The 21,082-nt window shown below is 63.7% G+C and carries 18 protein-coding genes; 15 read left to right on the top strand and 3 right to left on the bottom strand.

Annotation, left to right across the window (positions count from 1 at the left end; all coding sequences use genetic code 11):
- Positions 1 to 19 precede the first annotated feature (19 nt).
- From D8W71_RS10205 to D8W71_RS10255, 11 genes are all read left to right on the top strand, one after another.
- Positions 20 to 2,428 (top strand): HAD-IC family P-type ATPase, encoded by a 2,409-nt coding sequence (locus D8W71_RS10205; protein ID WP_121113184.1) that lies wholly within the window; start codon positions 20 to 22, stop codon positions 2,426 to 2,428.
- 42 nt (positions 2,429 to 2,470) lie between these two features.
- On the top strand, positions 2,471 to 2,662 hold the full coding sequence (locus D8W71_RS10210) for an antitoxin (protein WP_121113186.1): 192 nt from the start codon (positions 2,471 to 2,473) through the stop codon (positions 2,660 to 2,662).
- A 57-nt stretch (positions 2,663 to 2,719) separates the two neighbouring features.
- Positions 2,720 to 4,357, top strand: coding sequence for a Na+/H+ antiporter (locus D8W71_RS10215; RefSeq protein WP_121113188.1), 1,638 nt, complete (start codon positions 2,720 to 2,722; stop codon positions 4,355 to 4,357).
- Positions 4,357 to 5,526, top strand: coding sequence for a lipase family protein (locus D8W71_RS10220; protein ID WP_121113190.1), 1,170 nt, complete (start codon positions 4,357 to 4,359; stop codon positions 5,524 to 5,526). Before D8W71_RS10215 ends, D8W71_RS10220 begins: the two co-directional genes overlap by 1 nt.
- Before the next feature lie 25 nt (positions 5,527 to 5,551).
- Positions 5,552 to 5,902: an MmcQ/YjbR family DNA-binding protein gene (locus tag D8W71_RS10225; RefSeq protein ID WP_121118938.1), complete on the top strand. Its 351-nt coding sequence runs from the start codon at positions 5,552 to 5,554 to the stop codon at positions 5,900 to 5,902.
- Complete coding sequence (locus D8W71_RS10230; RefSeq protein ID WP_121113192.1) at positions 5,903 to 7,075, top strand: sensor histidine kinase; 1,173 nt, start codon at positions 5,903 to 5,905, stop codon at positions 7,073 to 7,075.
- A 16-nt stretch (positions 7,076 to 7,091) separates the two neighbouring features.
- A complete protein-coding gene (locus D8W71_RS10235; protein ID WP_236077825.1) occupies positions 7,092 to 7,901 on the top strand; it encodes a LytR/AlgR family response regulator transcription factor in 810 nt (269 codons plus the stop codon).
- Positions 7,898 to 8,257, top strand: a complete 360-nt coding sequence (locus D8W71_RS10240; RefSeq protein WP_121113194.1) for a hypothetical protein — start codon at positions 7,898 to 7,900, stop codon at positions 8,255 to 8,257. Before D8W71_RS10235 ends, D8W71_RS10240 begins: the two co-directional genes overlap by 4 nt.
- A gap of 113 nt (positions 8,258 to 8,370) precedes the next feature.
- On the top strand, positions 8,371 to 10,113 hold the full coding sequence (locus D8W71_RS10245) for a sodium/solute symporter (RefSeq protein ID WP_121113196.1): 1,743 nt from the start codon (positions 8,371 to 8,373) through the stop codon (positions 10,111 to 10,113).
- Between the two features lie 132 nt (positions 10,114 to 10,245).
- Positions 10,246 to 10,620, top strand: a complete 375-nt coding sequence (locus D8W71_RS10250; RefSeq protein WP_201265312.1) for a DUF485 domain-containing protein — start codon at positions 10,246 to 10,248, stop codon at positions 10,618 to 10,620.
- Entirely contained in the window at positions 10,617 to 12,281 is a 1,665-nt protein-coding gene (locus D8W71_RS10255) for a solute symporter family protein (protein WP_121113198.1), read from the top strand. Before D8W71_RS10250 ends, D8W71_RS10255 begins: the two co-directional genes overlap by 4 nt.
- A 259-nt stretch (positions 12,282 to 12,540) precedes the next feature.
- Here D8W71_RS10255 and D8W71_RS10260 read toward each other — a convergent pair whose 3' ends face one another.
- Positions 12,541 to 13,542, bottom strand: a complete 1,002-nt coding sequence (locus D8W71_RS10260) for a hypothetical protein (RefSeq protein WP_121113200.1) — start codon at positions 13,540 to 13,542, stop codon at positions 12,541 to 12,543.
- A 365-nt stretch (positions 13,543 to 13,907) separates the two neighbouring features.
- On the opposite strand from D8W71_RS10260, the gene D8W71_RS10265 reads away from it, so the two are divergent.
- From D8W71_RS10265 to D8W71_RS10275, 3 genes are all read left to right on the top strand, one after another.
- Positions 13,908 to 14,342, top strand: coding sequence for a type II toxin-antitoxin system Rv0910 family toxin (locus D8W71_RS10265; protein WP_121113202.1), 435 nt, complete (start codon positions 13,908 to 13,910; stop codon positions 14,340 to 14,342).
- 105 nt (positions 14,343 to 14,447) lie between these two features.
- Complete coding sequence (locus tag D8W71_RS10270) at positions 14,448 to 16,013, top strand: substrate-binding and VWA domain-containing protein (protein ID WP_236077826.1); 1,566 nt, start codon at positions 14,448 to 14,450, stop codon at positions 16,011 to 16,013.
- A gap of 61 nt (positions 16,014 to 16,074) precedes the next feature.
- A complete protein-coding gene (locus D8W71_RS10275; protein WP_121113206.1) occupies positions 16,075 to 17,727 on the top strand; it encodes a VWA domain-containing protein in 1,653 nt (550 codons plus the stop codon).
- A 6-nt stretch (positions 17,728 to 17,733) separates the two neighbouring features.
- On the opposite strand, the gene D8W71_RS10280 is transcribed toward D8W71_RS10275, so the two are convergent.
- Both D8W71_RS10280 and D8W71_RS10285 read right to left on the bottom strand, forming a co-directional pair.
- The gene (locus D8W71_RS10280) at positions 17,734 to 18,465 is read right to left on the bottom strand and encodes an energy-coupling factor transporter transmembrane component T family protein (protein WP_121113208.1); all 732 of its coding nucleotides are present in this window, start codon (positions 18,463 to 18,465) and stop codon (positions 17,734 to 17,736) included.
- Positions 18,462 to 20,489: an ATP-binding cassette domain-containing protein gene (locus D8W71_RS10285; protein ID WP_236077827.1), complete on the bottom strand. Its 2,028-nt coding sequence runs from the start codon at positions 20,487 to 20,489 to the stop codon at positions 18,462 to 18,464. Before D8W71_RS10285 ends, D8W71_RS10280 begins: the two co-directional genes overlap by 4 nt.
- Positions 20,490 to 20,552: 63 nt before the next feature.
- Here D8W71_RS10285 and D8W71_RS10290 point away from each other — a divergent pair, with 63 nt between their 5' ends.
- Positions 20,553 to 21,005: a GNAT family N-acetyltransferase gene (locus tag D8W71_RS10290; RefSeq protein WP_121113210.1), complete on the top strand. Its 453-nt coding sequence runs from the start codon at positions 20,553 to 20,555 to the stop codon at positions 21,003 to 21,005.
- Positions 21,006 to 21,082: the final 77 nt, after the last annotated feature.

A 21,082-nucleotide genomic window follows, 5' to 3' on the forward strand; every position in this document is an offset into this window, starting at 1 on the left:
CCCCGATTAGGCTGCCTGTATGTCGATCGAGACGGACGCACAGCGGGAGAGCGGGCTCACCGAAGCGGAGGTAGCGCAGCTTCGGTCCGAGGGAAAGTCGAACGACGTACCGGCTCGCGCGAGTAGGTCCGTCAAGGACATCGTTCGGGGGAATGTTTTCACCCGCATCAACGCGATTCTCGGTGTTCTGTTGATCATCGTGTTGTCGACGGGATCGATCGTCGACGGCATGTTCGGTCTCTTGATTGTCGCGAACAGCGGCATCGGCATCATCCAGGAGATCCGTGCGAAGAAGACGCTCGACGAACTCGCCATCGTCGGGCAGAGCAAACCTGTCGTCAGGCGCGATGGAGTGGCGCACGAAGTTGCGCCGAACGAGGTGGTTCTCGGTGACCTCATCGAGCTCGGCCCGGGCGATCAAATCGTCGTCGACGGGGAAGTGGTCGAGGCGTCGAGCCTCGAAGTGGACGAGTCTCTACTCACCGGTGAAGCCGATGCAGTGCACAAAGTTGTTGCCGCGCAGGTACTTTCCGGAAGTTTCGTCGTCGCAGGCAGTGGTGCGTACCGCGCGACGAAGGTCGGTCGGGACGCTTACGCAGCCAAACTGGCCGAGGAGGCCAGCAAGTTCACCCTCGTACATTCCGAACTGCGCAGCGGGATCGACAAGATCCTCAAATTCATCACGTACCTGATGATTCCGGCCGGAGCACTGATCATCTACAACCAGCTGTTCTCGTCCGGACAGTCACTCGGGCCTGCACTGAACGGGATGGTCGCGGCACTCGTGCCGATGGTTCCCGAGGGTCTGGTCCTGATGACGTCGATCGCGTTCGCCGTGGGTGTCATTCGGCTCGGCCAACGCCAGTGCCTCGTACAGGAACTGCCCGCCATCGAAGGTCTCGCCCGGGTCGACGTGGTGTGCGCCGACAAGACCGGCACGCTGACCGAGAACGGTATGCGTTTGTCGGAATTGCGGGTCACCGATGACGGCGACACGAGCACGTTGACGAAGGTGCTCGCCGCACTCGCCCACGACGACCCGCGCCCCAACGCAAGCGTCCTCGCTATCGGCGAGGCGTTTCCCGACGAACCGGGCTGGACGGAGACCGCCGTCGCGCCGTTCTCGTCGGCGAAGAAATGGAGCGGCCTGTCCTACGGCGAGCACGGAAACTGGCTCCTCGGAGCGCCGGACGTTCTGCTCGATCCGAATTCCGACATCGCCCGTCAGGCAGAGGAAGTCGGCTCGGCTGGACTTCGTGTGCTTTTGCTTGCCAGCAGCGACAAGCCCGTCGACGACGACAATGCGCCAGCGACAGTGACGCCGAGGGCGTTGGTCGTTCTCGAGCAGAAGGTGCGCTCGGACGCTCGCGAGACACTCGACTACTTCGCCAGTCAATCCGTTGCAGTCAAGGTCATCTCGGGCGACAACGCAGTGTCGGTCGGTGCCGTCGCAGGTTCGCTCGGTCTCGACAGCAACCCGATCGATGCGCGGAACCTCCCCGAGGACAGCGAGGAACTCGCCGACACCGTGGAGAACTCGACCACCTTCGGTCGCGTACGGCCCGACCAGAAACGCAGCATGGTCGGTGCCCTGCAGTCACGCGGTCACACGGTGGCGATGACGGGCGACGGCGTCAACGACGTACTTGCTCTGAAGGATGCCGACATCGGCGTCGCCATGGGATCAGGAAGCGCGGCGACGCGCGCCGTCGCGCAGATCGTGTTGCTGGACAACAAGTTCGCCACCTTGCCGTACGTCGTCGGCGAGGGCCGACGAGTGATCGGCAACATCGAACGCGTCTCCAATCTGTTCCTCACCAAGACTGTCTACTCGGTGCTTCTTGCGTTCCTGATCGGTGTGTCGGGCGTGCTGTCCCAGGTCTTCCATTTCGATCCGTTGCCGTACCCGTTCCTCCCGCGCCACGTCACCATCGCGGCATGGTTCACCATCGGTATTCCAGCTTTCGTGCTGTCGCTGGCGCCCAACAACGAGCGGGCGAGGACCGGGTTCGTCCCCCGCGTCATGCGCCTGGCTGTGCCGTCGGGATTGATAGTCGGCGTCGCGACCTTCGTGTCCTTCCTGCTCGCCTACCAAGGACCAGGGGCAACCGAGCAGCAGATCACGCAAGCCAGCACCACTGCACTGATCACGCTGATCATGATCGCGGTGTGGGTTCTCGCGGTGGTCGCAAGGCCGTACGTGTGGTGGAAGATCGTGCTGATCGCAGGATCGGTCGTCGGGTATCTCGCGCTCTTCACCATCCCGTTCTGCCGAACCTTCTTCAAGCTGGACCCGTCGAACATCGCGCTGACGACGTCGGCCCTCGTCATCGGAGCCATCGGGATCGCGCTGGTCGAAGCCGCCTGGTGGATCAGCGCAGCGGTGAAGGGTGAGAAGCGATCCCTGTTCGCTGCCGGTGCGAAGTAAGCTACTTCTCGCCATCACAATCACGCGAAAATTGGAGCGATCATGGGTTTCGCAGACAACCTCAAGGGGATCGTCGACAAGGGCAAGGAGCTCGCAGCCGAGAACTCCGACAAGATCGAAGACGTCGTGGACAAGGCGGGCGACTTCATCGACAACAAGACCGGCGGCAAGTACGCGGACAAAGTCGACAAGGTCCAGGACGCCGCCAAGAAGGCAATTCCGGACAAGCCCTGAAGACTCATGTGCGAGTCAGCTGCGCGCGGGGACGCAGCTGACGGCATGATCTAGTTCGTGGACGGACCGGTACTACTTCTCGTCGTGATCGCGGCTGTCGCGGTCGCGGGCTTCGCCAAGCGCTTGGACCTGCAGGTCCCGCTCGTGCTCGTCGCAGTCGGGTCGATTGCGTCGTTCGTTCCGGGCGTTCCGCAGGTGACGCTTGCCCCCGAGCTCATCCTCGGCGTCGTTCTACCTCCGCTGCTGTACTCCGCGGCGCTGGACTTCTCGTTCGTCAGCTTCCGCAAGAATCTCGGCCATATTCTGAGGCTCGGGATCGTCATGGTCATCGTGACGGCCGTTGCCGTCGGCTACTTCGCCAACTGGCTCGTCCCCGAGCTCACCCTCGGCGCCGCCCTCGTACTCGGCGCGGTTGTTGCTCCTCCCGACGCGGTTGCGGCCATCGCCGTGGGCCGCAAACTCGGCCTCCCCTCACGCATGATGGCCATTCTGACCGGCGAAAGCCTGGTGAACGACGCCGCGGCGCTGACCCTGTTCACGCTGGCAGTGGCGTCGGTGACAGGCAAGAGGATCGAGATCCACTCGCCGGTGCTGTTCTTCGCCTACGAAATTCTCGGCGGCGTGATCGTCGGACTCATCCTCTCGCGCATCGTCCGATTCGTGCGGTCTCGCATCCAGGATTCGGCGCTCGAAACCGTTCTCGGCCTCGTTCTCCCGTTCGCTGCCTATCTCGCGGCCGAGGAAATTCATGCGTCCGGTGTGCTGGCGGTTGTCACCGCTGGGTTCGTGCTGGGACGCGTCACTGCCGACGTCGCGGTGACGACACGCATTCAGGAACGTCAGGTCTGGCCGCTGATGGACTTGGTGCTCGAAGCCTTCGTGTTCGCGTACATGGGCCTGCAGCTGAAGTCGGTGATTCAGGAAGTCGAACGCGACGGACTGCCCGTGCTGCACATCTTCGCTTACGCCCTGCTGATACTCGCGGTGGTGATCGCGATTCGGCCTGCGTGGATCTTCGTCAACACCAGCAGGCGGGCAGCAGTACGAAAATCTCTTCGGCGCAAGAGCACCGAGACTTCCGACGCCATGGGCCTGACGTGGAAGCAGAATCTCGTCCTGTCCTGGGCGGGGATGCGCGGGGTGGTGACGCTCGCCGCCGCGTCCGGTGTGCCGCTCGCCACCGTTGCCGGCGATCCGTTCCCGGGGCGGGCCGTCATTCAAGCCGTTGCGTTCGTCGTCGCCGTCGGGACTTTGGTGATTCAAGGTCTGACGTTGCCGCTGCTGATCAGAAGGCTCGACGTCGCGGACCCGTTGGAAAAGCAGCAGACCGACGCTCAGCAAGCACTCGCACGGTCCATTTCGCGATCGGCGGCCGAAACCTACCTGTCCGACGCCGCAGCGCACGGTATTGCGGGCGTGAGCAAGGAATCCGTCGAAGCCGTTCTCGAACGTGTCCGACGCTCGGTTCGAGCCAGACTCGACGCCGACGAGACAGAGGACCACGAGGAGAGAATCGCCGCTGCCGGTGCTCTGTTCGACACGCTGCGCCGGAACGTTCTCGGTGCCCAGCGCAGCGCGCTTGTCGCCGCCCGCGACGCCGGCGAACTCGACGACGAAATTCTGCGTGCGGTTCTGAGTGGCCTCGACGTCGAAGAGGCGGCCGCGGAAGCCCGAATCGAACGGCGGAATCGGTAGTGAGGAAAGTTCTCGCCGTAGCCGCTGCGCTTCTTGTTGCGAGTTGTGCTCAGCCACAGGCCGAGACAACACCCACCGAGACGGCACCACGGGCACCCATTGGAGACGAACGCGGCGCAATCATCGAGCAGGTGGAGATGGGCCACACCGATTTCGCTGTGCGTTACCTCGGCGCCACCGCGACACGCGTGCTCTATCGATCCACCTCGGGTGACGGCGCCACCGGAACCGAGGTGTCGGGAGTGGTCTTCACGCCGAGGGGGCAAGCGCCAGTCGGCGGTTGGCCGATCGTGTCGGTCGGTCACGGCACCACCGGTGTCACCGACGAATGTGCACCGTCGCTGTATCCCAACCTGCTCGGAACCATCGGCGTCGTCGCACCGTTCCTGGAACGAGGAATGGTCGTCACCGTGACCGACTACGAAGGCATCGGCACGCCCGGACCTCATCCCTACCTCGATCCCGACGCCGCGGCTCACAACGTCGTCGATGCCGTTCGAGCCGCACGCAACGTCGTTCCCGGGGCCGGATCCAGATGGGCAGGGATCGGTAATTCACAGGGCGGACATGCGGTCTGGGCTGCTGCCGAGGACGTCGACTACGGTGACGGCCTCCAGTTGACGGGTGCTGCTGCGCTGTCGCCTGTACTCGATCTGGCTCCGATGTTCGATCTGTCGAAATCACTTACGCTTCCGCAGATATTGTTGACGCCGTTCCTCGTGGAAGGTCTGCAGCACCGGCAGCCGGATGTGGAGGAGTCCGAGTACATCCGGGGTGCGCTCGAGATCGACAAGCGGGCGCTCACTGCATGCACCGACCTCCTCGGCGTTCAGAAGGCCGAAGCAGCGACGCGTCTGCTGCCTCGCGACGCTGCTCCCGAGACCGAGGCGTCCCGAATCGCGATGGTCGACTGGTTGCAGTCCGTCGCACTCCCGCGCACGTCGACGACGGTGCCGCTGATGGCACTTGTCGGCGATCTGGACCAGCTGGTCGATCCGAAATGGACACAAGACGCCGTAGGGAGGGCATGCTCGATGGGTGACGTCGTGGACCTGCGGACCGAACGGGCCCAGGGACATTCCGATCAGGCCGCCACCCAGGTCGGAGTGGACTGGGTGACCGACCGTTTCGCGGGCGTTTCTGCTCCGAACACCTGCGGAAGAGGGTGAGAACGTGACCGAGGATCCACTGGCCATGGTGAGGGCCTTGTGTATGGGTTTACCCGAGGCGACCGAGCGCGTCAGTCACGGGGAGCCTGCCTGGTTCGTTCGTAAGGCCCCGCAATTCGTCATGTTCGCAGACCAGCATCACGATGACCGGGTCGGCTTCTATGCAGCGGCACCTGCAGGGGCGCAGCAGGATTGGATCGATCGCGACCCCACTCGATTCTTCTCGCCTCCGTACTTCGGTGGACGCGGCTGGATCGGCGTCTACCTCGACGTCGAGCAGGATTGGGAGGATGTCGCCGACATCGTCGAGGATGCCTACCGCACCGTCGCACCGAGATCACTTGTGTTGCAGCTCGATGCCGAGCGGCAGCCGTAGATGACCTCCGCTCTCCTGTGGTTCGCGGTACTCGTCGCGTGCGCAGTCGTCGCCGTTGCCGTCATCAGTCTGCGAGGACGACGTGATCTGACCACTCCTGAGGAGCGCGCGGTGCACTCGACTCTGCACACGGCGTCGTTGGCAGCGCGGCCGCTGCGCCGAGGACTCGATCGTGATTCAGCGGCCGAGGCCGCGCCCCACCTGCACGCTCTCACCGGGGGCGATGCGCTCGGAATTGCCGACGCCAATGCACAGCTGCTCACGTGGAGCGGTCCGCACGAAGAGCTGATCGAGACCTTTCGTACGGCCGCTACACGGGCCGTGGAGGGCGGACGACGTGTACTGCTGATGCGGCCTCTGGGCGAAGACGACCCCGTGCGGGCTTTGATCGCCCAACCGTTGCTCGTCGACGATGTGGGGGTCGTCGGTGTGCTGGGAGTAGTGGCCAGGTCCGCACCGGGCCCGGGGATGCTCGGCGCCATCACCGAGGTCGCACGGTACGCATGCGGGCAGATCGAACTCGCCGAACTGGACGCCTCCCGCGCCCGTCTCGACCGGGCCGAAGTCCGGGCCTTGCGCGCGCAGATCAGTCCGCACTTCATCTACAACGCGCTGGGAACCGTGGCGTCGTTCGTTCGAACCGATCCCGATCGAGCCCGCGAACTCGTGCTGGAGTTCGCGGACTTCACGCGGTACTCCTTTCGCAACTCGGGCGAGTTCACCGTGCTCGCCGACGAACTGCGCAACATCGATCGCTATCTCACGCTCGAACGCGCGCGGTTCGGCGACACGTTGCAGGTCACCCTCCAGGTGGCACCCGAGGTGCTGAACGTGGCTTTGCCTTTCCTCGCGTTGCAACCGCTCGTCGAGAACGCCGTCCGCCACGGTATCGCCGGGCGTTCGGGCGGCGGAACCATCACCATCGTCGCGGCGGACGAGGGCACCGACTGCCTTATCAGCGTCGAGGACGACGGGGTCGGGATGGACCCCGAGCTTCTGCGCTCGGGAACACTCGACTCCGACGAGGCAGCCCATGTGGGTTTGTCCAATGTCGACGATCGGCTGCGGGCCGCGTTCGGGAACGACTACGGTCTCGTGGTCGACACCGCTCCTGGCGCAGGCACCAAGGTCAGCATGCGAGTGCCGAAGTTCAAGGCAGGGATACGGGCATGACGGGAGGTCTGGCAGAGTGAAGCACGTTGTGAGCAATTCTGCGGATAGGCCCCTCGTGGTGCTGGCCGTCGACGACGAGCGGCCGGCGCTCGACGAGATCGCGTTTCTTCTGAGCAGGCAGGCTTGCGTCGCCGAGGTCGATACGGCACTGGACGCGACGACGGCTCTGCGTCGTCTGCAGCAGCCTGCTGGTCCGTCGGCACCCGTGATCGACGCAGTGTTCCTCGACATCAACATGCCGGGCCTGGACGGGTTGGAACTGGCGGGAATTCTGTCGAACTTCGCGAAACCTCCCGCGGTGGTGTTCGTGACGGCACACGACGACCGCGCGGTAGCGGCTTTCGACCTCGGTGCTGTCGACTACCTGCTCAAGCCGCTGCGCGAAGACCGATTGGCCGAGTCGCTGCGACGCATCCTCGCAGCGGGTCGGCGCGCCGAACCTCAGGAAACCCCGGCGTCCGACGAGATCATCCCCGTCGAACTCGGCGGAACCACCACACTGGTGCAGCGTGCGAGCGTGGGCTGGGTCGAGGCCGACGGCGATTACGCCAGGCTGCACACGAGCAGCGGCTCGCACCTCGTTCGAATCCCGATCTCGACGCTGGAGAGTCGCTGGGCCGACGCCGGATTCCTCCGTGTGCACCGTTCGTATCTGGTCTCGTTGGCGTTGGTGACCGGAATCAAGAGCGTCGGGTCGGGGCTGGTGGTGTGCCTCCGGCGAACCGGGGATCTACGAGCGGTGGAACTTCCGGTGAGTCGCAGGCACACTCGTGAACTCAAGGAACGTCTCGTCCGCGGACCCCTGCAGTCCTGGTCCAACAGATGACGAGCCCTCGACGTGAGCGCGTCGTGTTGGCCTCGCGGCGCGGCGCGAGAATCGTCAGGACCCGGGTGGAAGTCCAGGAGCACACCGAGGTCGGGGACGCCATGGTCCGCTCACTCGTGCGGGCTCAGCTGTGGCTGTCGGTTCGCCTGGCGTTGCTGACGTTGGCAGTTCTGTTCTCGATTCCGTTGTTGGCGTTGCTGGTTCCCGCGTTCGGCGACTCGACACTGTTCGGAGTCAGGTTGCCGTGGATCGTGCTCGGCGTTCTGGTCTACCCGCTTCTGATCGGTGTCGGGTGGATCTATATTCGGCAGGCCGAGCGAATCGAGCACCAGTTCGTGGAGTTGGTGGACGATTAGCGTCCGATCCGCCTGCCCTACCCCCGTTGCTCTGATCTCGGGTAGCGCGGTGCGCTCGTGACGTAATGTCCGCGTGAAGCACCGCGCTTTGAGGAAGAGGGGTTCCACCCGAGGTGAACGGCCAGTCCATACCCGTGGTGACGGTGGTCGCGCTGCTGTTGGCAGCTGCGGCGACCGTCGCCATCGGTATTTACGGAGTCCGGCTCGCCCGAACCACCTCGGATTTCCTCGTGGCGTCGCGCAGTGTCGGCCCGAGATGGAATGCTGCTGCGATATCAGGGGAGTACCTTTCTGCTGCATCGTTTCTCGGGGTTGCAGGTCTGATCGCCAAGTACGGCGCCGACGCCCTGTGGTATCCGATCGGATTCACCGCTGGATACCTAGGGTTACTGCTGTTCGTGGCAGCCCCGCTACGTCGAAGTGGCGCGTACACCGTTCCGGACTTCGCCGAGTTCCGGCTCGGTTCACGGCGACTACGTACCCTCGCGATGTTGGTCGTCGTGATCATCTGTGCGCTCTACCTGGTTCCGCAGTTCCAGGGCGCAGGACTGACGCTCAACATCCTCCTGGGAGTGCCGGGTTGGGTGGGTGCAGCGGTGGTGGGCCTCATCGTCATCGCCAACGTCGTCGGCGGCGGAATGCGCTCGATCACCTTCGTGCAGGCGTTTCAGTACTGGCTGAAGTTGACGGCCGTCGCCGTCCCTGCACTCGTCCTCGCGTTGCACTTCTTCGCCGACGACCGCGCTGTCGGTAGCCCGGCGCCGCCGACGGTGGATCGGTCGACCACCGTCGACATCACCACCGACGTTCTGGTGCAAGTCGATTCGCCCATCGACGTCACTGTCCGTGGCACGGTCGACGGAGTGAGCGTCGACGGCAGGCAACGCCTCGGCGGCGGCACCCACGAGCTCAGCGAGGGCACGTCGTTGATACTCGACGCCGGCTCCGCTGTGCCGGTCGTCGCAGGAGCGCCCACGACCGATGCGGAATGGGCGCAGCCCGGGCGGGGGCTCGGTGGGATGCACCCGCTGTACCAGGTGTATTCGTTGATCCTGGCGACGTTCCTGGGCACTCTCGGTTTGCCGCACGTGCTGGTGCGGTTCTACACCAATCCCGACGGCCGGGCTGCGCGCTTGACCTCCCTTGCCGTACTCGGCCTCCTGGGAATCTTCTACCTGTTTCCCACTCTGCTCGGGGTCTTCGCGCGGCTATACGTGCCGCAGTTGCTGATCACCGGTGCGTCGGACGCCGCTGTTCTGTTGCTACCCGGTTCGGTGCTGTCCGGCATCCCCGGTCAGTTGCTGGCCGCACTGGTCGCCGCAGGTGCGATTGCCGCGTTCTTGTCCACGTCGTCGGGGTTGCTGGTGAGCATCGCCGGGGTGCTGAGCACCGACGTGCTGGCGGGGAGGGTCCGCGACTTCCGTATCGCAGCGGTGCTCGCAGGTGCCGTGCCACTGGCGTTGTCGCTCGGCTTGGTGTCTCTCGATCTGTCGCGGACGGTCGGACTGGTGTTCGCGGTAGCGGCGTCGACGCTGTGCCCGCTGCTCGTCCTCGGAATCTGGTGGCGCGGACTGACCCCTGCGGGCGCTGCAGCCGGATTGATCGGCGGCGGAACGGTGTCCCTCGTTGCTGCGTCGTTGTCGGTGTTCGGCGTCCCGGAGTCGTGGTGGGGAGGCTGGGCTGCCGCGATTCTGGGTTATCCGGCTGCGGTGAGCGTGCCGCTCGCGTTCGGGTTGATGTACGTGGTCAGCAAGGCGACGGCGAAATCGATTCCAGCTGACGTCGGCGGCATCTTCACCAGGCTGCACGTACCGGAACGACTAGGAGTCGGTCGCGACCGAGAGCGAGAGCTGTAGTCCCGTTCGTCGCCATCAGCCGACCGTTCGGCGCACGGTCCGACAGTCCGGCGTGTGACCGGCACCACCTCGTATCTTTGTGACGTCGATCTCACTAACGTCAGCTCTCGGTTACAAGTCACAGACCGTGACATGACGGCAAGGGAGCAATACGACGTGAGTACACCGGATACGTCTCCGCCACCGGACGAGCAGGCATTCATCGACATGCAGGCAAGCCCGGAGTTCCAAGAGCTACGACGACGCCTGCGCAGCTTCGTATTTCCGATGACAGCGTTCTTCCTGATCTGGTACGTGGTGTACGTCCTGCTGAGTACCTACGCTGTCGGCTTCATGTCCACCCCGGTCTGGGGAAACATCAATGTCGGGCTGCTGCTCGGTCTCGGTCAGTTCGTCACCACGTTCGCCATCACCGGCATCTACGTGAAGTTCGCCAACCGTGAGCTCGACCCGCGCGCAGAGGCACTGCGCAACGAAATGATCGCGTCGCAGGAGGCCAAGAGATGAGCTTGTCTCTCATTCATTCCGCGGGCTCCGACGTCCTCGCGCAAGCAGCCGACACGACAGTCGGCGAACCACTCGTCAACATCGCCATTTTCGCCGCCTTCGTCATCATCACGATGGTCGTCGTCATTCGGGCTTCGAAGAAGAATGCCACGGCGTCCGAGTTCTTCACCGCCGGAGGCGGATTCTCCGGGCCGCAGAACGGTGTCGCCATCGCCGGTGACTATCTCTCGGCAGCCAGCTTCCTCGGTATCGCGGGTGCCATTGCCGTGTACGGTTACGACGGCTTCCTGTACTCCATCGGCTTCCTCGTCGCGTGGCTCGTCGCACTCCTTCTCGTCGCCGAATTGCTCAGGAACACCGGTAAATTCACGATGGCCGATGTGCTGAGCTTCCGGCTCAAGCAAGGCCCGGTTCGCACCGCGGCTGCGCTCTCGACGCTCACGGTGTCGCTGTTCTACCTGCTCGCGCAGATGGCGGGTGCAGGTGGCCTCGTTGCGCTCCTGCTCGACATCTCCGACCGCACCGGACAGTCGATCGTCATCGCCGTCGTCGGTGTTCTGATGATCGTCTACGTTCTCGTCGGCGGCATGAAGGGCACCACGTGGGTGCAGATCATCAAGGCAGTCCTGCTGATCGCCGGCGCTGCATTCATGACGGTCCTCGTCCTCGCGAAGTTCGGCCTCAACTTCTCCGAACTGCTCGGTAGCGCGCAAGCAATGGTCGCGGGATCGGCCGACCAGGCTGTTGCAGCTCGCGACGTCATCGAGCCCGGTGCTCAGTACGGCGGAAGCGCCACCTCGAAGATCAACTTCCTCTCGCTCGGCATCGCCCTGGTGCTCGGAACCGCCGGTCTGCCGCACGTGCTGATGCGCTTCTACACCGTTCCGACCGCCAAGGAAGCCCGTCGCAGCGTCGTCTGGGCCATCGCGCTCATCGGTGCCTTCTACCTCTTCACCCTCGTGCTCGGCTACGGCGCCGCAGCCATCGTCGGACCCGACCGGATCCTGGCATCGGCGGGTGGACAGAACTCCGCCGCACCGCTTCTCGCGTTCGAACTCGGCGGCGTGATCCTGCTCGGAGTGATCTCGGCAGTCGCGTTCGCGACGATCCTCGCGGTGGTCGCAGGTCTGACCATCACGGCATCGGCATCGTTCGCTCACGACATCTACGCCAGCGTCATCAAGAAGGGCAAGGTCGACGAGAAGAAGCAGGTCAAGGTTTCCCGCATCACGGCCGTCGTCATCGGCGCGCTCGCCATCGGCCTCGGCATCCTGGCCAACGGTCAGAACATCGCGTTCCTCGTTGCCCTCGCCTTCGCAGTAGCGGCAGCGGCCAACCTCCCGACCATCGTGTACTCGCTGTTCTGGCGTCGTTTCAACACCACCGGCGCGCTCTTCAGCATGTACGGCGGTCTGATCTCGACGATCGTGCTGATCATCTTCTCCCCGGCCGTGTCCGGTTCGAAGACCGCCATGATCCCGGGGTCGGACTTCGCCTGGTTCCCGTTGTCCAACCCGGGCATCGTGTCCATCCCGTTGGCCTTCATCCTCGGCATCGTCGGGACCTATGTCTCGAAGGATTCGGAGAGCAAAGCCAAGCAGGCCGAGATGGAAGTTCGTTCGCTCACCGGCATCGGTGCAGAGAAAGCGTCTGCGCACTGAGTTTTGCTTGATTACCGACCGCACACGTTGCAGCCTCATTGGTTGCACCGTGTGCGGTTGTATGAAAGGTGTGTCGATGGTGCTCGTGGGTGTTGCCGCACAGGTTGCAGTGTCCGACGGGTGTTGCCGCACAGGTTGCGGGGTCTGCTGGGTGTTGCCGCACAGGTTGTAGACAACCGCACCGGGTGCAACCAGTGCGGTTGTCTGGAAGGTGTGCGATTGCCTGTTTGTGCTGCGAGAAGATTTGCTGGACTGGAACTTACGCTGCATGACGGAGGATCGTCTGCGGCCGCGGGAGGGTTCGGGCCGTATCGAACGCGCGTTGCAGTTTCTCCACCAAGCGCTCGGGGTGTTCGAGGTCCGACCAGTACACCCGAACGACCACCCACCCGAATGACCGCAGACCATCTTCGCGCTTCTTCTCTGCAATCACGACGCTACTGGGCGTCTGCCCCAGCGGGACGAACTTCGAGTACTTGACATTGCCGTCGAACTCCAAAATCACGCCCAGCTCCTCGAAAAGAAAGTCGACCCGTCCAAGGAAGTCGCCCTTCGGGCTGTACACGTCGACCTGGAGGGTGGGGACCGGTACTCCGGCCAGGCTCAACTGCACACGGGTGCGCGATTCTCCGACACTTTCGCTGTGCGGGGAGCAAAACTCGAGGGCACGGAGTGCTTTGGCGAGGCTTCGCCGGCCGCTGCGGTTCAGGGTGTCGGCCACACCATCAGCTGTGGCAACACCCTGGGCCAGCGCGGCGTCGCCGACGCATACCGCGGCCTCGAAGTCGAGGCTCCTGCACAAGTCGGCGACGGTCCGGTTCGGTGATGTCACCGCGAGCCCTCCGATGTGGACCACATCGTTCGACTTCAGCACCCCAGGGTGAACGTGTCGCGTGCGGGACTTTCTCCCTCCGTTCGGAGGGTGAACGTGTCGCGTTCGGGACTTTCTCCCTCCGTTCGGCCGGTCGATCGTGAAGTGCACACGTTCCAGGTTCGGCGACCACATCGGCAGACCATGCAGGATTGCCGCAGATTGATGGCTGGCGACGAGGCGGTTTCCCGCTGCGGCGGCGTGTGAGCGAACCTGCAACGCATGCAGCTCTTCCGGGCTCGATGCGCTGAGGACGTCGGTCGGGACGAATACGCCTCGTCGTACTCGTCCGAGTGTCCCCTTCCTCGTGGCGGAGCGAATGTCGCTGTCGGTCGTGCCCGTCCGAACGAGCTCGCGTCGAAGTAATAGCGGATCTTTGTCGGAGTTCATGCGATGAGCGTGGACGAATTCGTCCCGGCGCGGTAGATGTGGATAACCAACCTGTGGATAAACGAAATTCGTGTATTGTGCGCCAATTTCGTAGTGAGGCAGCGATACTCGCACAAGTTCCATACATCCGCACAGGCAGCAACCGGTGCGGTTGTCTGCAAGTTGTGCGATTGTGACTGGACCTGGCTGCAAAGTGTGCGAACGCCACTGGACCTGGCTGCAAGGGGTGCGAACGCCACTTCGGCCGGGAGGGTGCGCGAACGACGCCACAGACCGGCGCGAGCTAGGACGTATCACAGCAGATGAGCTGCGAATGAGGCCCACCTCACACTGAATGCTTGACTCGGGTGGTTACGATCCCTACCGTGGCCAAGCTCAAGGTTTCCGTCAATGTTCCCCTCGACCCGGAGGCGGCGTGGACGCATGCGTCCGATCTCGCCGACTACGACAAGTGGCTGTCGATCCACGAAGGGTGGCGTTGCGACCTACCCGAGCAACTGTCCGTGGGCACCACCTTGGAGTCGGTGGCGTCGGTGAAGGGGATGCGCAACAGGGTGCGCTGGACCATCGAAAACTACGATCCGCCGAAGAAGCTGAAGTTGAAGGGCAGCGGAAAAGGCGGTGTCAAGATCGGTCTCGTGTTGTCCGTTGCTGCAGGTAAGAACGGTGGGTCCGACCTGACGCTCGACATCGAACTCGGTGGAGCACCACTCTTCGGTCCCATCGGATCGGGCGTTGCGCGAGCACTCAAAGGCGACATCGAGAATTCGATGAAGACTTTCGAGTCTTTGTATACCTAGGCTGCATGACGGAGAGGTTCTGCAATGCCAGGTAGACATAGCGCACCTAGTAGACACAGTGCGGGACAGGCGTCGCCCAGATCCGGTTTCGTAAAGTACGCGGCGGTGGCCGTTGTACTTCTCGTCCTCGTTGCCGGTGGTGTGTTCGCCGCTCAGAAGGCATTCGGTTCGGGATGCAAGGACCCGTCGACATACGAGTTGGCTGCGGATCCGTCCATCGCGGGTGTGGTCGAGCAAGTCGTTGCGGATACCTCGGCGGAGGATCTCGGCTGCGCGAACGTCGAGGTCACGGCCACGGATTCGGGTGCGGTGTCGGCATCGGTGTCGATGGGCGCCGATGTGCCGGCGCTGTGGATTCCGGATTCGGCGCTGTGGGTCGGCAAGACGGTCCGGGCAACCGGGGCGCTCGTCGACGTCGCCAGTCAGTCCGTCGCCACTTCGCCTGCGGTCATCGCCGCACGCACGGACGAGGTGCCGTTCTTCGATACCTGGCTGACTGCGCTGCAACTCAAAGGTCTGCGGATCGGTAATCCGCTCACCAATACCGTCTCCGACGCCGCCATCCTCGGTGCGCTCGCGGAGGCGGGAACCGACGCCGACGCGGTAGATTCCGTGTCCGCGGCGTTGGTGCCTATTGCCCAGGCCCAAGCCGCGACCCGAGGTGAGGCCGATCCAGTCGTCCGTCTCGACGAGATGTCGTCGGAGGGCGGTGTAGCCGTCGTCTCGGAGCAGACACTCGTCGACTACGAGAAGTCGACGGGTACCGACCTGGGAGTCACCGCGCCTCCCACCGGTAGCTTCTTCCTCAACTATCCGCTCGCGGTGACCGAGCCTGCCGGGGAGCGGCACGACAGCGCCAAGGACGTTGGACGCGCGGTTGCCGATGCGCTCGGGTCCGAAGCAGGCCTGCAGGCACTCTCCGAGGCAGGTTTTCGTGGGCCCGACAACGCAGTTCTGAGCGACGGACGTGGGCTCGGCGAGACCACTCCGCTCGTCATTTCCGATCAGCAGACGGCCGAGACGACGCTTCGTCGCTACCAGGTTCTCGCCCTTCCTTCTCGAACGCTGGTGATGGAAGACGTCTCCGGTTCGATGGGTTACAGCGCAGGCGCGGACACGAGAATCGGATTGACCGTGCAGGCGAGCAATACCGGCAATCGTCTGTTTCCCGACAATGCTGCACTGGGATTATGGGCATTCTCGGTCGGACTTGGCGGAGGCGACCAGGACTATCGGGAGCTGGTTCCGATCCGGCGACTCGACGAGACCGTCGGCGGCACCACGCAGCGGGACCTCTTGCTGCGTGCAACGGGTTCTCTCCCTGGCCTGGTCGGTAGCGGTACCGGCCTCTACGACACGACACTGGCTGCATTTCGGACGGTGAAAGAGGGGTACGACCCCGATTACATCAACAGTGTCATCGTCTTCACGGACGGCTCGAACGAGGACCCGGGCAGTATTTCCCTCGACGAGTTGCTGGCCACGTTGCGCGCCGAGCAAGATCCGACGAAGCCGGTCATCATCGTGACGATCGGAATCACCGAGGACGCCGACGCCGGAGTTCTCCAGCAGATTTCCGCCGCCACCGGCGGAACCAGCTTCTTGGCGCGCAATCCGGCCGAAATACCCAATGTGTTTGTGAATGCTCTCAAAAGCCGCGCAGGTCGCTGAATGAACGGCTAGTTTGGTTTCTGCCGTTTGCTCGGCGCGAGGAGACGGGGGATCGAAGACAATGTCGGGGCGTCATCATGGAGTAGGGACTCGCAGAAGTCCGGTGTTCGCCGGTGCAGCGATCGTGATCGTGGCGGTCGTCGTGGTGGCGGGCGGCTACTTCGGGGTCCAGGCTTTCCGCGCGAACGGGGCCGGCTGCGATTCCGTCGGTCAGGTCTCGCTCGCCGTCGATCCCACCATTGCTCCAGTCGTGTCGGATGTTCTCTCGGCGACCGATGTGGTCGATCGAGGGTGCACCGACTTCGAGGTTCGCGCCGAGGCACCGACCGATACTGCCACCGAGTTGGCAGGCACTGCCGGAACTCGGCCGGACCTCTGGATCCCGGACTCGACGCTGTGGTTGCTCAAGACGCTGAGGTCCACCGGCGCCCTGCCCGAGGTTGCCAAGTCCTCCGTAGCGAATACATTGCCCGTCGTGGTTGCACGTGAGGGTGACGCGCCTCCGCCGGCTACCTGGCTTCAGGTACTCCAAGCTCCTGACCAGCGGATCGGCGACCCACTTACCAGCAGTGCGTCGCTCGCGTCGATCCTGGGAGCGCTCGCCGAATCGGAGGTCGCGATCTCGGACGCCAAGGCGGTGTCCGCCGCGCTCGTACCGAAAGCGCAGGACTTCGGGCGAATCGCGGATCAGCCTCACGACACAGCTGACTTGGTGAATCAAGTTGCTGCCGAGGGCGGTACGAGCGTCGCGACCGAGCAGAGCGTGGTCGCGTACAACGCCGCCAATCCAGCGACTCCGCTGACTCCGGTGGTTCCGCCGACCGGAAGCTACTTTCTGAATTATCCGCTGGCGGTGACCGCGGCTGCGGGACCGGATTACGACCGCGTGAAGGATGCAGGCGCTGCACTGTCATCGGTGCTGGCTAACGCGACAAGCGCAGATGCGTTGTCCGCAGCAGGTTTTCGCCCTGCGAGTGCCATCCCGCTGTCCGACGGCAGAGGGGTCGGACCGTCCGCTGCGCTCGAGTTGAAGAACCCGTTGGCGATCGAAACGACACTGCGAGATTGGTCCGTTCTCGCGTTGCCGCTGCGAACCCTTGTCGTCGAGGATGTCTCGGGCTCGATGGCCGCGAAATCGGGTGATTCCACCCGAATCGCGCTGACCGTCGAGGCCAGCGTCGGAGCCAACGACCTCTTCAGCGACCAAACCGAGATGGGTTTGTGGGCGTTCTCGATCGGACTCGGTGGCGGCAGCCAGGACTACCGCGAGCTGGTGCCGCTCGGACCGGTGACCAACGTGGTCAACGGGCTTCCTCAGCGCGAGGCCATCCTGACCGCGATTCGCGGTCTGCCTGCACTCGTCAACGGCGGGACCGGACTCTACGACACGACGCTCGCGGCGTTCCGACGAGTCAAGGAGGGATACGACCCGAAGTTCGTCAACAGTGTGATCCTCTTGACCGACGGCACGAACGAAGACCAGGGTAGCCCGAGCCTCGACCAATTGATCGCCACACTCGAACGTGAGCAGGACCCGGTCAGGCCCATTGTCATCGTCACGGTGGGGATCACCACCGATGCCGACCCTGTTGCGCTGCAGAGGATTGCAGCAGCGACCGGTGGCACCAGCTACGTCGCCGAAGACCCACGTGACATTCCCGACGTGTTCGTCCAAGCCCTCAACAGCAGGACACAGCGGATCGGCGGAGAGTAACCGCAGCTACACGAACGTCAGAACGACGGCTGCGGTGCAGGACAGCGCTACCACTGCGAGGGCGACGGCGTCAGGGAGCCGGGGTCGTGCCGGGTACGCGGTAATCTGCCCGGTTCCGCCTCGTGCTGTGATGGCCTCTCCCATTTCCGTCGCGCGGCGGATCGCGATGGACATGACCGCGGTGATGAGGTCGATGATCGAGTTGTCCGCTGCGCTGTTGAGCACCGATTTGGGCCGTAGCTTTCGAGCGGCGAGCATCGTGCGCATTTCTTCGATGAGAAGCGGAAGCGAGCGCAGACACAGAGCCATCGTCGCTGCCCACTCGTCGATGGGCAGTCTCAGCTTTTTCAGTGGAGCCCCCAGCGTGGCGACGGCGGGGGCGATATCGCTCATCGAAGTCGTCCACCCGATCATCAACGACGCCCCGAGTAGCACGAATGCAAAGACGACCGAGCGTGCGAACAGCAGCACAGCGTCGACTCCGATGGGCAAGTTGACGAGTGCGCCGACGAGGAACAGGAACCAGATCCACACCGGTGGACGAGGAATCGCGGTGGGTGGTACCCGGGCGACGATCGCGGCGACGAGCAGGAGACCGACGATGGTCCCGATCGAAATCCACGAGGGTGCGACGACGATGGTGACGCTGATCAGCAGCACCGCGATCAGCTTGGTTCCGGCCCACAGTCGATGAATCGGCGAGCTGCCGGGAACCTGACGCAATACGACGGTGGTCACGACGCCACTCCTCTCGTCGAGTGGTCTCGGACCACAACACCTGTGTCGAGGGTGACGACGCGGTCGCACACCCGGTCCATTCCGTCCACGTCGTGCGAAATCACGACGATCGTGATCCCCTGAGTGCGAAGGGATGCGAGAACTTCGATGATTTCGTTGCGTCCAGGTGGATCGAGACCCGCGAGGGGTTCGTCGAGAACGAGCAAACGTGGCCTGTTGACGACGAGCCCGGCGAGCACGACACGTCGCATCTGGCCGCCGCTCAGTGAGTCGATTTCGCGGCTTGCGAGCAGTCGGTCCAATCCGACGGCATCCATCGCGCGAGAGACTTTCGCGGATCCGACCTCCGGGCCACCGGCAGACTCGATGTCCTCGGCCACCGTGCGGCGTTGCAACTGCAGGCGTGAGTGTTGAAAGGCCAAGCCGACGGCGCCGACGTCTTGCGAAATGGGCTTGCCCTCGAACAGTGCCGTACCGCGCGTCGGGGTGGTCAGACCGGCGAGGATCCAGGCGAGCGTCGACTTTCCCGAGCCGTTGCCGCCGAGGATCAAGATCCCGTCACCCGCGGAGATCGACAGATCGACACCGTCGAGTGCGCGCTGCGCCCACGGAGTTCGGCGGTTGTAGGTGTGCTCGACCTTGCTCAATTCCATCAGCGGTTTGCCGACGCGGAAATCTACCGAGCGCGGTGTGGTGAACTGTGCGCGCATCCATTCGGGACTGTGCTGAGCCTGAACACCTTCGTAGAGATGAACGACGCGGTCGGCAGCGGAAGTCTCCGATTCCTGATGCGTCACGAGTACGACCGACATCGGGTGTCGTTTCGGCAAGGACGACAACAGTGCCACCAGAGACGCGCGGCCTTCGGCATCGACCATGGCCGTTGCCTCGTCCGCGATGAGGAGCGCAGGGCGTCGTGCGAGCGCCGACGCCACCGCGAGCCTCTGCAGTTCGCCGCCGGACAGTGATGCTGTCTCCCGCGTATTCATTCCATCGAGGCCGACTTCGGCGAGCAGTGCATCGAGGTTCAGTTCAACGTCCGGACTCAGACCCCACACGACGTCGTCGGCGACGCGGCTTCCCAGAACCTGGGTTTCGGGACGCTGAAGCACGACTGCTGTTCCGCCCTCCACGCCGAGTCCCGCCGCGCCGGGTCTGTCGACCGTGCCCCATGTCGGCGCTCGGCCCGCAAGGATTCGCGCCAAGGTGGACTTGCCGGATCCGTTGTGTCCGACGATCGCGATGAATTCGCCGACCTCGACGGTCAAGTCGATTCCATCGAGTGCGTTCGAGCGTGCTCCGTCGTAGCGATAGCCGACCCCGGTCAGCCGCAACGGAAGTGGGCCCACAGTGCCGACGGTCGATGTGGGCAGGTTGTCGCCGACGGGGATCGTCGCCAGCCGGTCGAGAACCGCGCCGAGAATCAGCCAGGTCAGGGCGACGCTGACGATGATGGTGAACGTCGTCGTACCGAGGATCCACCACCACCAGTTGTCCAAGATGGTCCCGACCGTCGATCGGAGGAAGTCGGCGGCGGGGACCAACACGTCCGTTCGCGACATCAGCCTTGCGACGCCTTCGATCGTGTTCTCGATGGTGCGTAGGAACAGTTCGCGAAGTGGCGTCAGCACGAACAGGATTGCCACGGTGATCAGGCCGATCGACGGCCCGACGACGAACGAGGTGAGCAGAACCGACAGCAATCCCTGCTTCTTGCGTTTCGCTCTGCCGACGATGCCGCCGAGGAGCGCCGACATCGCGACGGTGAACGCCGTGGTTGTGCCTGCTGCCACGAATGCGACAAGTATTCCTGCGATCGCTGCGGCTACCAGTGCGCGGGTCCGGTGACGCTGCACGACGACGGCCATGGGTACCGCCGCAACGATCTGCAACGCGGTTGCCATCGGCACGACCATCGCCACGACCGAGAGTGCAACAGCGAAGCTGCTCATCACGGCCGCCGTCGCCAGCTCCATGGGTGTCAGGGCTTTTGACGTGCGATGGTCGGCGGAGCTGTCGGTCACTTGTCCAGTGTGCCAGCACGCGACTTAGACTCACGCCAACTGTCATCAGAGAGGCGTACCTCAGTGATCACCGTGGACGAAGAAAGCTGGGATACCCCGGTCGGTGCCCAGCTTCGCGCTGCGCAGCGAGCCGAACTCGACGCCAGGTACGGAAACAGCAACCATGAGCCCGGTCATGCTCCCTCGATGGACGACGTCGCCGTGTTCGTCGTAGCTCGGGACGACAACGCCGTCGGAATCGGCTGCGGGGCCTTGCGGCTGTTGGACCGGGGCGAAGCGGAGATCAAACGCATGTACGTCATCCCAGCCGAGCGAGGCCGAGGCGCATCCGTCGCGATCCTGCGTCAGCTGGAAGGCTGTGCGCGAAGTCTGGGCATCCGGGTTCTGAAGCTGGAAACTGGTTCCGGACAGCCAGATGCCGTGCGGTTCTACGAGCGCGAAGGGTACTCGAAGATCGATCCCTTCGGACCGTACGTCGACGAGCCGACCTCGCTTTGCTACGCCCGAGTGCTCTGAATTCGCTTCGAACCTGTACCCAACAGAGAGAAGCCGGAAGCACCTGTGCAGCAGGCACTTCCGGCTCGTCGTTCTCG

It is taken from the genome of Rhodococcus sp. P1Y, assembly GCF_003641205.1.
In the GTDB taxonomy this organism is placed as follows: domain Bacteria; phylum Actinomycetota; class Actinomycetes; order Mycobacteriales; family Mycobacteriaceae; genus Rhodococcoides.

Coding starts and splice junctions, on each gene's coding strand:
- D8W71_RS10205 (WP_121113184.1), top strand. CDS start 20: ATGTCGATCGAGACGGACGCACAGCGGGAGAGCGGGCTCACCGAAGCG.
- D8W71_RS10210 (WP_121113186.1), top strand. CDS start 2,471: ATGGGTTTCGCAGACAACCTCAAGGGGATCGTCGACAAGGGCAAGGAG.
- D8W71_RS10225 (WP_121118938.1), top strand. CDS start 5,552: ATGGTGAGGGCCTTGTGTATGGGTTTACCCGAGGCGACCGAGCGCGTC.
- D8W71_RS10230 (WP_121113192.1), top strand. CDS start 5,903: ATGACCTCCGCTCTCCTGTGGTTCGCGGTACTCGTCGCGTGCGCAGTC.
- D8W71_RS10240 (WP_121113194.1), top strand. CDS start 7,898: ATGACGAGCCCTCGACGTGAGCGCGTCGTGTTGGCCTCGCGGCGCGGC.
- D8W71_RS10250 (WP_201265312.1), top strand. CDS start 10,246: ATGACGGCAAGGGAGCAATACGACGTGAGTACACCGGATACGTCTCCG.
- D8W71_RS10255 (WP_121113198.1), top strand. CDS start 10,617: ATGAGCTTGTCTCTCATTCATTCCGCGGGCTCCGACGTCCTCGCGCAA.
- D8W71_RS10260 (WP_121113200.1), bottom strand. CDS start 13,542: ATGAACTCCGACAAAGATCCGCTATTACTTCGACGCGAGCTCGTTCGG.
- D8W71_RS10275 (WP_121113206.1), top strand. CDS start 16,075: ATGTCGGGGCGTCATCATGGAGTAGGGACTCGCAGAAGTCCGGTGTTC.